General features: G+C 64.2%; 10 protein-coding genes and 1 pseudogene. 2 read left to right on the top strand and 9 right to left on the bottom strand.

Annotation, left to right across the window (positions count from 1 at the left end):
* Positions 1–13 precede the first annotated feature (13 nt).
* The 9 genes from ACMZPQ_RS05460 to grxD all read right to left on the bottom strand — a co-directional run bounded on the left by ACMZPQ_RS05460 (position 14) and on the right by grxD (position 12,922).
* Entirely contained in the window at positions 14–3,847 is a 3,834-nt protein-coding gene (locus ACMZPQ_RS05460; RefSeq protein WP_197582810.1) for a pilus assembly protein, read from the bottom strand.
* A gap of 11 nt (positions 3,848–3,858) precedes the next feature.
* Positions 3,859–4,368 carry a PilX N-terminal domain-containing pilus assembly protein gene (locus tag ACMZPQ_RS05455; RefSeq protein ID WP_197582809.1) on the bottom strand — a complete coding sequence of 170 codons (510 nt, stop codon included), beginning with the start codon at positions 4,366–4,368 and terminating at the stop codon, positions 3,859–3,861.
* A gap of 4 nt (positions 4,369–4,372) precedes the next feature.
* Positions 4,373–5,536, bottom strand: coding sequence for a PilW family protein (locus ACMZPQ_RS05450; protein WP_197582808.1), 1,164 nt, complete (start codon positions 5,534–5,536; stop codon positions 4,373–4,375).
* Positions 5,533–6,009 carry a type IV pilus modification protein PilV gene (gene pilV, locus ACMZPQ_RS05445; protein ID WP_197582807.1) on the bottom strand — a complete coding sequence of 159 codons (477 nt, stop codon included), beginning with the start codon at positions 6,007–6,009 and terminating at the stop codon, positions 5,533–5,535. The genes ACMZPQ_RS05450 and pilV overlap by 4 nt, the downstream gene beginning before the upstream one ends.
* Positions 6,006–6,521: a GspH/FimT family pseudopilin gene (locus tag ACMZPQ_RS05440; protein ID WP_312646136.1), complete on the bottom strand. Its 516-nt coding sequence runs from the start codon at positions 6,519–6,521 to the stop codon at positions 6,006–6,008. Before ACMZPQ_RS05440 ends, pilV begins: the two co-directional genes overlap by 4 nt.
* Positions 6,522–6,682: 161 nt before the next feature.
* Entirely contained in the window at positions 6,683–8,071 is a 1,389-nt protein-coding gene (gene ppnN / locus ACMZPQ_RS05435; RefSeq protein WP_006429576.1) for a nucleotide 5'-monophosphate nucleosidase PpnN, read from the bottom strand.
* 252 nt (positions 8,072–8,323) lie between these two features.
* Positions 8,324–11,596, bottom strand: a complete 3,273-nt coding sequence (locus ACMZPQ_RS05430) for a TonB-dependent receptor (RefSeq protein ID WP_197584101.1) — start codon at positions 11,594–11,596, stop codon at positions 8,324–8,326.
* 232 nt (positions 11,597–11,828) lie between these two features.
* Positions 11,829–12,605 (bottom strand): SDR family NAD(P)-dependent oxidoreductase, encoded by a 777-nt coding sequence (locus ACMZPQ_RS05425; protein WP_197584102.1) that lies wholly within the window; start codon positions 12,603–12,605, stop codon positions 11,829–11,831.
* A complete protein-coding gene (gene grxD, locus ACMZPQ_RS05420; protein WP_197584104.1) occupies positions 12,602–12,922 on the bottom strand; it encodes a Grx4 family monothiol glutaredoxin in 321 nt (106 codons plus the stop codon). The genes ACMZPQ_RS05425 and grxD overlap by 4 nt, the downstream gene beginning before the upstream one ends.
* A gap of 120 nt (positions 12,923–13,042) precedes the next feature.
* Here grxD and ACMZPQ_RS05415 point away from each other — a divergent pair, with 120 nt between their 5' ends.
* On the top strand, positions 13,043–13,621 hold the full coding sequence (locus ACMZPQ_RS05415) for a superoxide dismutase (RefSeq protein ID WP_197584106.1): 579 nt from the start codon (positions 13,043–13,045) through the stop codon (positions 13,619–13,621).
* Between the two features lie 116 nt (positions 13,622–13,737).
* A pseudogene (locus ACMZPQ_RS05410) lies at positions 13,738–13,863 on the top strand (Fe-Mn family superoxide dismutase); the annotation flags it as partial.
* Positions 13,864–13,889: the final 26 nt, after the last annotated feature.

The raw sequence follows: 13,889 nt of genomic DNA, 5'->3' as shown, positions 1-13,889 counted from the left end.
CTCTGGATCTCCGTTACTGGATCTGGCGCCAGGACTGGCGGCCACAGGGAGCGGGAAGGTACATCGCCTCGGAACCGGAGACGTTGATGGCCATCACGCAGTGGGGCGGCGGTGGCGGCGGTGTTCCCGGAGCCAGTGGCATGACCGGCGGGCGCGGGGCCGTCGAGACCAGGGCATCCTTGACCGGCGCGGTACCGCCCGTATCGAGCGCCACGGCCGCGGTTCCATCGGTGTAGGACTTGCCCGTGGGCGAGCCCACGCGCACGTTGGACAGTGCCGGCGCACCGGTCCGGACGTCCAGGCCAAACAACCAGTTCTTGCCAACGGTGCTGCAACCGGTGGTGCTGAGCGATGCCGCATAGGTAGGCAGGAAGACCATGCCGGAGACGACCTCGGGGTTACCTACGAAGCGTTCGCCCGAAGGCAGGTCGATGTACCAGCCCTGAGAAGCAGAAGGCGCCGTACCCAGCTTCACCGTGCGCGACAGCCCATCTGTCCCGGTGGATACCGCATAAGGTGTCAGGTTGGCGCGGGTGACCGTCGTGGTGGTGGTGTCGGAGCGATCCGTGAACGCGTACAGCGACTGGATGGAGGTATCGGACGGATCGTTGAGGAACGAGAAGCTGCCCGAACCGAAGATCAGGCGCACGCCCCCACCCTCGCCCGCCGTCGCCGCCAGGCCACCTGTAATCGGCTGGCGATAGGTGGTCTTCGACTCGACGTAGCTGAGCGTGGTGAACACCGGAGTGGAAACCGAATTGGACGTCGACAGCAGGTCGAACTTCCAGATCGCGCCGTTGGCATCGGCGCCGTAGACCGTATCGGCAAAGCCATCACGCACCGCCCGCGAAGGAGTACTGTTGTCCTTGCGGTCCAGCACAACGATGTTGCCCAGTCCATTGACTCCACCGGGCGCGCCCGTACCGGACTCGGTGGCTTCGATCATGCGCACGTTCGGCGTACCTGTGCCGATGTCTACGACAAACAGCACGGCCTTGCCGCTGGCGCTGTTGTATCCATTGCCGAAGATCGCCTTCCAGCTCACGCTGTTGCCCGATTTCACCGGCACGATGACGGGCTTGCCCAGCACGAAACCGATGTTGTCCCGGATGGCCTGCGAGCCCCCGGTCAGATCGTTTATCTCCCACAGCCGGCTTGAGCTGTTGAACGAACCCGGCGCACTCACGTCCAATGCGAACACGCCACGCCCACCCGCACCGGTGGTACCGACCAGCGTAGTGTGCCAATCACCACCGTAGTAGGTATCACCGACCGTCAGCGGTCCATCGACGAAATAGCGATGCGGCACCTGGTCCTTGGCGTTGAGCGCGTTGTAAGGTCGCAGCAGGTTGCCCATGTGGCCGACGGAGGTGGCCGGAATGTAGGCAAACGCTTCACTGCCACCGGATGCGGTCACTTTGCCGGCCGCGTCCATGCCGCCATCAAATGCATGCAGCATGCCGTCGTTGGCGCCCACATAGACCATGTAGCCACGGCCCTTCTTGGTCTTCATGTAGGCGTCGTAGGAGGCGCCCAATCCAGCCAGTGACCGGTAGCCGTAGTCATCGATCGGCGAACTGATCACCGGCGCGGAATTGATGATGTCACCCAGCACCGCAGTACGATCACGCAGCTTGCCGCCATTGCGCACCTCCTTCGAGGTGTCGCCCAGCAGGTAGGCCACCGCACTGTCAGCGTCCGCACCCAGCGCGGTGAGATCGCTGGCATTGCAGCGGCTCATCGCCGGGTACTTGCCGGCCGGCGTACCGCACAGCAGGTCCAATGTCACGTTGGAACTGCTGAAGGGGCTGACCGAGGTGCCATTGGCGAAGAACACCTTGCGCGCAGAGGGCGAGGTCAGCTTGGTGCTGGCTTCCCAGATCGGCGTGAACACGGTGGCTCGCGTGCTCGGATTGACCGAGACCTGGCTGGCGGTCAGTCGACTGAACCAATCGGTACCTTCATTTGCAACCTCGTAGCGCGGCGTCACGCTCAGCGAGCCTGCACCGATGCGGGCACCGGTCAGGGCGATGCTACCCGACGGCGAGGAACCGGCAGCCACCGCCGACAGCACGCGGCGCATTGCAGCGGTCACTTCAGACGGCGTCTTGGCGTTGATGAACTCGCCACGCGTGTTGATGGTGGCGTGCCACAGTTCGTCGATGACGCGGCCATCGTCGGAAGCGGTCGGGTCACCATTGGCATTCCAGTTCGGTGCGTTGGTATACGGGTCTTTGGTAGCCGCCTGGTTGACCTCGAAGATCTTGCCCTGCGCACCAAGCGTGACGGCGTAGAAATTCATGTGCAGGTTGGTCTGGCAATCCATCCGCTTCCAGTCCGCCGACGATTTGTCCAGGGTGCTGCACTGCTTGCTGACCGGAACCTGCCCTGCCGGGAAGCTGTCGCCCTTGCGCAGCGGAACCAGCGGACCATCGTAGTAGGCCGCCGCGATATCGGCGATGGTGTTCTTGTAGCCGTCGGCAAAAGGTGCGCCGGGGAAATGCGTGCTGCCCGTGGAGTCAGCGTTGCCGTAGTCGGTCGCCGAGGCCGAATTGGTGTTGGTGTAGCCGTCGGTGAACAGCATGCCGCCATTGCGCTGGCAGGCCAGTGCCACCGGCGCGCCAGCACCTGTGCGCTGGAACTGCTGGCCGAGGAAGTCAACGGCCTGCCGGTTGGGCGTGCCGCCATTGGGCTTCAACGAGAGAATCTGGTTGAACAGCGACGAACGCTCCTTGACGGCGTCATACATCGTCACGTTGGTGCGGTTGTTGATGGTGAAGTAGCCGATCCGCATGTTCTCGACCTGGCCCATCGCATGGGTCGAGGAACCCACCATCGAGAGGATGCGATTGCGATGGTACTGGAACCAGTTCGCGTAGTTCTTGATGGCGTCGGCGTAGCCGCTGCTGTAGTTGCCGCTGACAATGGTGTAACGGTACAGGTTGCAACCCGGGCCGCAGGCATTCCTGATCAATGGACGACTGGTGGCGTCAGTCTTGTACCCTGCCGGTGCCGGCGTGGCCTCCGGGAGATAGAAGGTTGCGGGGAAATACTGGATAGGCAGCTGGCAATTCGTCGGGGCGACCCAGTCGTTGGACAGCGTGCCCCACTTGCCTCCCGTGTCAGGAAGCCCATCGTTGTTCGAGTAGGTGTTTCTACCCGACCTGTAAGTTGTATTGCAGACCTCGCCATTTGCGTAATACGACGTGCCCTTCGGCACGGTCATGCCGACGAGGATGGCAAAGCTCTCGCTGGTCACGGCACGGTTAGCGGTCAGGTTGTAGATGGTGCCGTAATCGTTGCTGAAATCCGAACCGCTGCGCGGGTCCGCACGCGTACTGGACGGCGTGGCATCACTCATCAGCACGTTGCCACTCGCATCGGCGGCCGCCAGGCGCCAGGGATCGTACTTGACGCTGGGATTGAAGTAGCCGGCATTGTAGGCCGGCGAGCGCGCAAAGCCGAAGATGTCGAGCGGCGGGATCGCACGGCCATAGCTGTAGGAGCGGTTATAGCCGGAGTGCGGGAACAGATACAGGTAGCAGTCGACCGAATTGCCATCACAGGCCGTTCCGACATCGTAGAAGACGCCGGCCGAACTGAAGAAACTGCTGCCATTCCATCGCATGCGGCCGTCACCGCCGGCGAAGATGCGTTCGAACGTCATCGAGTTCGAGTCGTCCACCGCCATGATGAAGGCCGGCGGCGCCGAACTTACCGAATTCAGTGGAGCCTGCGCCAACTCACCCTGCGCCTGCGCGGCGAACAGGCTGTACATGAAATAGGCGCCCGAGCCGAGCAGCAACGCCCCCATGCCGGCCAGAATGCTGGATTTGCGAGAGAACATGCCTGTGACCCTCAAGGCTTGAATACGGTATCGATGACGGCCGACGAAGACGGCCCCGACTGCAGGTCGGTGGAGAACGAAGTGATCTGGTAGATCGGCGCCGCCTTGTCCAGCGGCTTGCCCATTGCCAGCGAAGCTCCACCGATGATGCAGGTGTCGATCTGGCGCACGTTGACCGCATCCTTGCCGGTGATTTCCTTGCCCCGGCCCCAGGCCACCGGATCGTAGCCATCGTCGCAGTTGAGCTGGACGGCATCGGCCTGGATCGGGGCATCGCTTGCCAGCGAGGTACGGTTGGTGATCGCCTCGAGTGCGCTTTCGGTACGCCGGGCCACGCCCTCGGCATTCTGGAAGGCGGTGTTGGTCGCACGATAGCTGGCGGCCATCTTTTCCTGCATGCCGGCGACCTGCATGCCTGCGATGCCGATGAGCGCCAGCAGGATCAGCATGATCAGGGCGACGTAGAGCACGGCGCCCTGCTGCCGGACCGGTGCACTGAAAGAACGGATGGACCTGTTCATGGCGTCAGTTTCCGAAAAGTCGATTACGCAGGGCGATGGTGGTTTCGTAGGCGGCACGATAGCGGCCATCGTTGCCGCCGGGTGCGAAACGCACGCCCAAAGCACGTGGATCGCTGACCTCCGCGGCCGGTGCACGCGAAGACGCGGACTCCGGGCTGCGGGCCAGCACGCCCACCTGCACCTGCGCCACGCGCAGCCACTGGGCTGCTGCGGTCGCATCGTTGCCGGTACTGACGCCGGAGGCCACGTTCTGCACGGTGACGTTGCCGGTCGGGTACTGCGTAGCGGAAATCGCCGCGGACGTGTCCAGGCCGAACAACACCTGCAGGTTTTCGATGCCCTCCACCAGCTCTTCGCGGGTCGTGTAATTGCCGGTATTGTCGGCACGGGCACGCATCAGGACCGGCTCGCCGTTGGCGGCGGTGCCGACGTAGTAAGCGATCGACTCGGCCCGATAGATCATGGTCTGGCCGGTCGGCTGCGCGTTGTAGCGATCCAGCATGGCGTTGGATGCGGTAACGCTGCCCGCAGCGTAGCTACCAATGAAGATGTCGGCATGACTGCAATCGGCGATGCCGAACAGCCGTGGCTGCGCGACGCCATCTTCAGTCAGGCGCTTGCCAAGCGTGGCATCAAAACCAATGGTGCTGTTCGCACTTGGCGTAATGCTGGTTACCGGCACGCCAACCGGCGAGAGATAGCGCAGCACCAGGATGTCGCTGCCACCACGCGCATTGAGTGCCTGCAGCGCAGCCGGAAGGCCACTGGGCGCGGTCCAGCTGGCGCCCAGTTTCAGTGAGTTGCCTGGCGCCGTACTGGGCGCCTCGTAGCCCTGTACCGAGACGCTGAAATCCAGCGGGCTGCCAGCACCGGTGGCCACCCCGGCGATGCGCACCGCCGGATCGCCCTGGTTGCGGATCACGTGGGATTGATCATTGGCACAACCGAAATGGCCGGCCATGCGGATGTCCCGTTGCAGGAACTCAAGCGCAAACCGTGCGTTCTCCTGCACCCGGGCCACGCCCTGGGCCAACTGCGATGCTTCGCGCGAGGCCGAAAAGACCTGGATGACACCCAGCATCAACACCAGGCCGATGACCATGGCAATCATCACCTCGACCAGCGAGATACCCGCTGCCCTGGAGGGGGTCTGGCCGCCCCGCGTCATAGCTGCGTCTCCGCGGTGAAGGAGGTGATCGAATCCGGATTGGCCTTGTCCCAGCGCTGGTCGGCCCAGGCAATGCCCACTACGACGCGACCACCGGCATTGGTGACCGTCGCGCTTGCGCCATCGCCCAGCGCCTGTACCACCTGGCACTGCCAGCGCGCCACGTTCTGGGAGATCGCCACATCACCGATGGGGCGCGAACAGGCGGCCCGGGTCACGCTGCCGGCACTGAAACTCGCGGCGGTGTACCACTGGGACTGGTAACGATTGGAGCGCATCTGATCGATCAGGTCGTATGCCAGGTTGGTCGCCTGCGTGCGGTAGTTCGAGCTCTGCACGAAACGCACATTCATCGTCTGCAGCAATGCGAATCCCAACAGGCCGAACGCCAGCACGACGATGGTGACCAGTACTTCGATCATGCTGAAGCCGCCTGCGGAGCGGGGCCCTGCCGGTGAGCGGAAACGTCTCATGTGCAGTTCTCTTTCACGGTGGTGAGCTGCCCGGAGGCATTGAGGGTCAACCGCCGGCGCAGCGGCTGCTTCCCGCACTTGACCGGCTGGATGGCGATCTCCTGCGCGTCCGCACTGCGGCGACGCCCGTGGCCGTCGAAGGCAATCACCGCCCCGGCCGGACCGGTCACCTGCAGCGTGCGGTTGACCGCCACGTAACGCATGACCACCTCGCCGTCGGCGTAGCTGCCATCGCCGTTGACATCGGCCCATGCCAGCATGCCCGCGCCCCAGTTGCCGTCGCATTTGCTGCCACCGTCACTGCCGCAGACACCGCCGCCGCGCTTGTTGCGGATTGCCTCGCTGCGCGCCAGCGCGATCAGGCCTGCGGCCTCGTTGCCCGTGGTGATGACCCGGTTCGAGTCGATGGTTCTCTGGAAGCTCGGATAGGCGATGGCAGCGAGGATCGCGATCACCGCGACGGTGACCATCAACTCAACCAGCGTGAAGCCGTTTTGCCGGCGCAAATACATTGGACGCTCCCCAGCGTGTTGATGGCCACGATGGGCCATCGCCCCGCTACCGGCAAGCGGTGGCGGGATGAACGGTCAATCCGGGGCGACAGGCGTCAATGCCTTGACGACCCGCCCTCCCCTGCCCGCCCCGGCGCGATCCCCATCGCGCCGGCCGGGGTTCAGGCCAGCACCTGGTAGCAGGGCTGGTACTCGCCCGAGATCTTCATCCGGCGCTGTTCGACGAAGGCGCGCAGCAGCGCGTCCAGGGCCTGCATCATGTCGGTATCGCCATGGATCTGGAACGGCCCGAACTGCTCGATGCGGCGCATGCCGTCTTCCTTCACGTTGCCGGCCACGATGCCCGAGAACGCCCGGCGCAGGTCGGCCGCCAGCGCGTGCGGCGCACGCCCGTGGTGCAGGTCCAGCGCGGCCATCGCCTCGTGGGTCGGCACGAACGGCTGCTGGTACTCCCACGGAATCTCGATCGACCAGTTGAAGAAGAACGAATCCTTCTGCGCCAGGCGGTGTTCGCGCACGCGCTTGATGCCGTTGGCCATCTTCTTCGCCACCGCCACCGGGTCACCGATGATGATCTCGTAGCGCTCGGCGGCTTCATCACCCAGGGTCAGGCGGATGAAGCGGTCGATCTGCTCGAAGTAAGGCGCGGCCACGGTCGGGCCGGTCAGGATCAGCGGGAACGGCAGGTCCTTGTTCTCTTCGCGCAGCAGGATGCCGAGCAGGTACAGGATCTCCTCGGCGGTACCGACGCCACCGGCGAACACGATGATGCCGTGGCCGATGCGGACGAAGGCCTCCAGGCGCTTCTCGATGTCCGGCATGATCACCAGGTGGTTGACGATCGGGTTCGGCGACTCGGCGGCGATGATGCCCGGCTCGGTCAGGCCGATGTAGCGCGTCACGGTACGGCGCTGCTTGGCGTGGGCGATGGTGGCGCCCTTCATCGGCCCCTTCATCGCGCCCGGGCCGCAGCCGGTGCAGATGTCCAGGCCGCGCAGGCCCAGCTCGTAGCCCACCTGCTTGGTGTACAGGTACTCATCGCGCGAGATCGAGTGGCCGCCCCAGCACACCACCAGGTTCGGATCGCCCGGGTTGAGGATGCGGGCGTTGCGCAGCAGGCCGAACACCGCGTTGGTGATGCCTTCTGACGACTCCAGCTCGGCCGCATAGGCCGGGCCCATCTCGATGGCCATGTAGGCCAGGTCACGCACCACCGCGAACAACAGTTCGGCGACGCCGCGGATGATCTCACCATCCACGAAGGCCATCGCCGGCGCGTTGACCAGGTCGATGCGCACGCCGCGATCCTGCTGCGCCACCTGGATGTCGAAGTCGGGGTACAGATCGCGCGCCGCGCGCGGATCGTCAGAGGCACTGCCGCTGGTCAGCACGGCCAGCGCACAGCGGCGCAGCAGCTCGTGCATGCCGCCGGCGGAGGCATCGCGCAGGCGCGCCACTTCGGCCCGCGACAGCACATCCAGCCCGCCGCGCGGGTAGATCCGCGCATCCTGCACCGGCAGCGCGCGGGCTGCTTTTTCGTTCGTGGTCATATCCAATTTTTCGCTTCCTTCAAGGTTTCCGACTGTACTGCCGCCCCCTTAAAAAGCAAAACGGCCGGGAAACCCGACCGTTGGATATGTGCAGCCCGTGATCACCTGTCCGGGACCGCTTCGGCGGCATTGGCACCGCGCACATTTCTGGATGCTACGCCCATGCAGGGTCACCTGCAAGGACTTTCGCAAGAACGGAAAACGGCCGGGTTTCCCCGGCCGTTTCCACTTACATCATCAGACTCTGAAAGATCAGAACTTGTACTTCAGGGTCAGCTGCATCGACCAACGCGACACGCCGGTGTTGCCCTTGTCGTTGTTGTTTTCCTGGATGGTCGGGTTATCGGTGGTACCGGTGAAGTTGTAGATGTACTTGCCGGTCGCCGGGTCGATACCTGCGTAGCTGGCCACGCGGGCGGTCGAGTTGAAGCCGTAATCTTCGATGCGGCCCCACTTTTTGTTGAGCAGGTTGCCGACATTCATGATGTCCAGCGCCAGCTCACCCTTGTGCTCCTTCACGAAGCCCGGGAATTCCTGGGCGATGTGCAGGTCGAAGCTGTTGACCCACTTGGTGCGGAAGGCGTTGGCCGGGGCGATCTGGCCCTGGTACTTCGCCAGCTGCGGGTTGGCGGCCAGCCAGTCGAAGAAGGCCTTCTCCATCGTCGCGCCGCCAGTGAACTTGACGTCGCCCGGGCCGTTCGGCACGTAGAACAGGTCGTTGAAGTAGCCGGCGCCGGTGGTGGCAGCGGCGTCGCCGTTCATGTCGTTGTAGTAGATGTAGCTGAACGGACGACCCGAACGGCCTTCATAGAACAGGCCCACGGTGGTGTTGTAGTTGCCGAAGAACGCCTTCTTCCAGTTGATCGAACCGGTCACGCGGTCCTTGATCGCGTAGCGCGAATCATAGGCCACGTTCTCGTTGGCGGTACCGATCAGGGTGCTGCCCCAGTTGGAGGTGTTCTGCGAGCTGGTCAGCGGGCTGACTTCCTTCGCGGCGGTGTAGGTGTAGGCCAGCGACCAGCCCCAGTTCTCGGTCAGCGGCTTGTTCAGGCCAGCGGTGAACTGGCGGCTGCTGCCCTTGTCCGTGTTGCGCATCAGCATCACGTCGCCCATGTCGCTCGGGCGGTTGTACTTTCCATCAACGCGACGGCCATTGGTGGCGGTCTGGTTCTGCTGCACCGAGCAGTTGGTCGGGTTGGCGGCCTGGCCGACGCACGGCAGGTAGCCTTCCGGGCTCCAGTACAGCTCGCGACCGTCCTGCCCAATACGGGTGTACGACGGGCCACCGGCGTTCTTGTACAGATCCAGGCGCTCGAAGTAGATGCCGCTCTTGACCTTGGTGTACAGGAACTCAGCCGACGCGACGATGCCATACCACGGCAGTTCGTGGTCGAAGGCGATGTTGGACTTCCACACCGACGGCAGCTTCAGGTCCGGCGCAGCGATGTCGACGTTCTGGCGGGCACCGGCACCGGTGGTCGGGATGTACGGCGGATTGGTGTTCGGGGTGAAGAACGAAGCCGCCGGGCTGTTGATGGTGTACTCGGTGTAGTTCAGGCCGGTGTTCTGGTAGGCACCTGCCAGCCACACGTTCGGGGCCGCGCCACCGAACAGGCCCACGCCGCCGCGCAGCTGGGTCGGACGATCACTGTCGAAGGTGTAGTTGAAGCCGAAGCGCGGCTGCACCAGCTTCTTGTCGGGCAGCTTGGTGTTGTCGTAGCCGTACAGCTCCATGATGCGCGGGTTGTACAGGCGCTGGGTGCTGAAGTCCGGCATGTCGATGCGGACGCCGCCCTGCACGGTCAGGTTGCTGTTGACCGCCCAGCTGTCCTGGATGAACAGACCAGTGTTCTTCAGGGTGTACTTGGCCGGGATGTCATCGTAGCTGCCGCCTGCGCGCGGGGCACGCACGATGTACTGGTTGATCTTGCCCGCGGCGAAATCATTGAGGTTGTTGAACACGTACACGCCGTTGATGTTGCGGCCGTAGTAGTTCATCAGGTCGTTGCTGGAGTAGTCGAAACCGAACTTGACGGTGTGGTCGCCGATGTACCAGTTGGCGGCACCGAAGGCGCTCAGCTCCTTGCTCTCGACCGCGTTGACGTGCGAGTTCTGCTCGGTACCGAAGTACAGCGAGTTATTGGCGCTGCCGCCAAAACCACGGACCTGGATCTGCGGCAGGCTGGACGGGGTGGTACGGACCGAGGTGTATTCCTTGTGCGAGATCTTGAACTCGGTCGAGAAGTTCTCGGACCAGTCACTGAACAGTTCGCCCATCCAGGATTCGTAGGTCTTCGGCTGCTGGTACCAGAAGGTGCTCAGCGAGATCGCGCTGTTGCTGATCTGCGGGAAGCGGACGACGTTCTGCTCGAGCTTGTTGTAACGCACCGCAGCGCGGTGGTTCTCGTTGATGTTCCAGTCGATCTTCAGCGCGTACTCTTCCACCTCGGTCTTGTTGGCCGGGGGATTGAGCGAGCCAGCGTCGAAGCCGTAGCCGGTGGCGATCTGCTGCGCACGGGCGATGTCGGCATCGGTGATGGTGCCCTTGCCGTACGGCGAGTCGGTCAGGCTGACGCCCGGCGCCGAGCGCTCCATCTTCTCGTAGTTGGCGAAGAAGAACAGCTTGTCCTTGACGATCGGGCCGCCGAAGGTCATGCCGTAGGTCTTTTCGTCATCGAAGCCGTTGAAGCGGACGCCTTCCAGCTCCTTGCGGACCATGTCCTTGTCGCGGTACGCGTAGTACACGGTGCCGCCGAAGTTGTTGGTACCCGACTTGGTCACCGCATTGATCACCGCACCGGTACCACCGGCGATGGTGGTGTCATAGTTGGCGATGTCGATGTTGATTTCCTGGATCGCATCCATCGACACCGGCTGACGCTCGGTCGGCAGGTTGTTGGATTCCAGGCCGAACGGGTCGCCTGCGCCGATGCCGTCGATGCGGATGGCGTTGTAACGGGTGTTCTGGCCACCGACCGAAATCGCGCCGTCAGCCTTGCTGACCTGCGAGATGCGCGGATCCAGGCGGATGTAATCCTGGATGTTGCGGTTCACCGACGGCAGCGACTCCAGCGTCTCACGGTTGACGTTGGTACCGGTACCCATCTTGTAGGCACTGAACAGATCGCTGCCCACCGAGGTGGCAACAACGTTCACTGCGTCCAGGTTGGTGGCAGCCAGGTCACCGCCCAGGTTGGCGTTGACGGTGTTGACCTGGTTCAGGTTCAGGTAGACACCTTCTTCGGTCTTGGTGCCAGCACCCGGCTTGGTGATGGTGATGGTGTACGGACCACCCACGCGCAGACCGCGCGCATTGTAACGACCCGACGCATCGGTGGTGGCACGCGAAACGGTGCCCGACTCGGTGTGGGTGATGGTGACTTCAGCGCCGGCAACAGGTGCGCCTGCTGCGGACACGACCTGGCCGCCGACACCGGCAGAGGTGCTCTGGGCGAAGGCGGGAGCGGCGGCGAGTGCAGCCACGAGACCAAGGGTGAGCTTGGACATCCGGAGTGGGTGGGTCATTTTTCGGTAGCCTCGATGCGAGTTGGCGATGGCGGAAAAAAAGCGCATCCAATCAGCCCTGCGGGTGGCTGGTCGGAGAGTTATCTGGGGTTCCCTACCGCTTGGCTGAAGGTAGCCATAACGGTTAACACTAGATTAACACGCTACGCCATCAATGTGACGGTTGTGCGACAAACGGCACCCGATCGCAACGCAATCGTGACGGGTTCTTCACTCGGCCTTTCCCCAGGGCTTACACCTGGGGCAGCGTCACGCTGGCATCGAGAATCTGGCCCCGCCAGGCCAACCCGGCCCTGGACAGCAGGGTTACGGCTGCGGCGGCCGACTGCTCCGGGCCCTGCGCGGCCGGGTCCTGGTCGACGGAATAGGCACGGGCGCGCAGCGCGGTGCGCAACGGTCCCGGATACAGGCCGCTGACCCTGACCGGACTGCGGCCGAGCTCGTCATGCAGGCTGGCGATCAGGCCACGCAGGCCATGCTGGGCTACCCCATAGCCCCCCCAATACGCCTGCCCGACCCGCTCCGGCGCATCGACGGCGAACACCAGCGCCGCGTCCTGGCGTTGCCGCAGCAGCGGCAGGCAGGCCTGGGCCAACCATGCCGGGGCGGTGAGGGTGACATGCACGGCACGGGCGAAACTGGCCGGGTCGGCCAGCTCGAACGGGGTCAGGCCCGGGAAATGCGCGGCACAGACCAGCAGGCCATCGAGCCTCCCCAGCTCGCGCTGCAGGGCCTGGGCCAGCTCGGCATAATCGTCGGGCGCGGCCCCTTCCAGATCCAGCGGGTACAGCAGCGGCTCCGGGCCAACCGCCTGCACCTGGGCGTAGACCCGATCCAGGCGGCGCGGCTTGCGGCCCAGCAGGACTACAGTGGCCCCGGCAGCCGCTGCGGCAACCGCCGCCGCACTGCCCAGCCCACCCCCGGCGCCAGCCACCAGCACCACGCGATCCTGCAACGGAAGGCCATCGCGCGCCCCTTCGGTCGGTGACGCCGATGGCCACGCACTCATCCCTGGGTCGCCTCTTCGACGATGCGCTTGAGCTCGCCGGCCTCGAACAGTTCCAGCACGATGTCGCAGCCGCCGATCAGCTCGCCGTTGATGAACAGCTGCGGGAAGGTCGGCAGGTTGGAGAAGCGCGGCAGGTTGGCACGGATTTCCGGCTCTTCCAGCACGTTGACGGTGCGCAGGCTGGCCGCTCCGGCCGCCAGCAACGCCTGCACGGCGCGGCTGGAGAAGCCGCACATCGGGTATTGCGGGGTGCCCTTCATGAACAGCACGAGCGGGTAACGATCGACCTCGGCCTGGATTTGCTGCATTACCGCCACAACCACACTCCTTGCTTCGCCGGACAAACCGACCGTGATGGTCGGCTAGACTGCCCACGGTAGCCGCCATTGTAAGCGGATGGAACCGGCTGCCGCCGCCCTCTGGCCACGAACCTGTCCATGCCCGTCGAATTGCCTGCCCTGCCCTACCTTCCTGGCTCCCTGCAGCCCCACCTCTCCGCGCAGACCGTGGAACTGCACCACGGCCGCCACCATCGTGCCTATGTCGATGCGGTCAACGCCGGCATCCTGGGCACCGAGTGGGAAGAAGCGTCACTGGAAGAAATCGTCCGCCACGCCCAGGGAAAACTGTTCGATGCCGCCGCCCAGGCCTGGAACCATGGGTTCTACTGGCAGTGCCTGCGTCCGCGCGGCGGCGGCGAGCCGCAGGGCCGGCTCGGCGAACTGGTCAAGCGCCAGTTCGGCGATGTCCAGCGCCTGCGCGAGGAATTCAACCGCACCGCGCTGGGCCTGTTCGGCTCCGGCTGGGTGTGGCTGGTGCAGCATCCGGGCGGGCAGCTGGGGATCCAGGCAACCCGCAATGCCGGTACCCCGCTGACCGGCGAGAGCACGCCGCTGCTGTGCTGTGATGTGTGGGAGCACGCTTACTACACCGACTACCAGAATGATCGCGCGCGCTATCTGGATGGGTTCTGGCAGACGGTCAACTGGGAATTCGCCGAGAGCCAGCTGCGCTGAGGCAGCGACTCGGCCACGGGTAGTGCCGGCCGCTGGCCGGCAACCCACCGGGCGTTCAAAGATGCCGGGGCTGCCGGCAAGCGGCCGGCACTACCGGGAATCAGATCGCCGGCACGCCGCTGCTGTGCTGTGATGTGTGGGAGCACGCTTACTACACCGACTACCAGAATGATCGCGCGCGCTATCTGGATGGGTTCTGGCAGCTGGTCAACTGGGAATTCGCCGAGAGCCAGCTGCACTGAGGCAGCGACTCGACCACGGGCAGTGC

Source organism: Stenotrophomonas maltophilia (genome assembly GCF_047497515.2).
In the GTDB taxonomy this organism is placed as follows: domain Bacteria; phylum Pseudomonadota; class Gammaproteobacteria; order Xanthomonadales; family Xanthomonadaceae; genus Stenotrophomonas.
Note: the sequence above shows the minus strand (reverse complement) of the source record. Positions and strands in the feature narration are given on the sequence as shown.

Coding starts and splice junctions, on each gene's coding strand:
- ACMZPQ_RS05460 (WP_197582810.1), bottom strand. CDS start 3,847: ATGTTCTCTCGCAAATCCAGCATTCTGGCCGGCATGGGGGCGTTGCTG.
- ACMZPQ_RS05455 (WP_197582809.1), bottom strand. CDS start 4,368: ATGAACAGGTCCATCCGTTCTTTCAGTGCACCGGTCCGGCAGCAGGGC.
- ACMZPQ_RS05450 (WP_197582808.1), bottom strand. CDS start 5,536: ATGACGCGGGGCGGCCAGACCCCCTCCAGGGCAGCGGGTATCTCGCTG.
- pilV (WP_197582807.1), bottom strand. CDS start 6,009: ATGAGACGTTTCCGCTCACCGGCAGGGCCCCGCTCCGCAGGCGGCTTC.
- ACMZPQ_RS05440 (WP_312646136.1), bottom strand. CDS start 6,521: ATGTATTTGCGCCGGCAAAACGGCTTCACGCTGGTTGAGTTGATGGTC.
- ppnN (WP_006429576.1), bottom strand. CDS start 8,071: ATGACCACGAACGAAAAAGCAGCCCGCGCGCTGCCGGTGCAGGATGCG.
- ACMZPQ_RS05430 (WP_197584101.1), bottom strand. CDS start 11,596: ATGACCCACCCACTCCGGATGTCCAAGCTCACCCTTGGTCTCGTGGCT.
- ACMZPQ_RS05425 (WP_197584102.1), bottom strand. CDS start 12,605: ATGAGTGCGTGGCCATCGGCGTCACCGACCGAAGGGGCGCGCGATGGC.
- ACMZPQ_RS05415 (WP_197584106.1), top strand. CDS start 13,043: ATGCCCGTCGAATTGCCTGCCCTGCCCTACCTTCCTGGCTCCCTGCAG.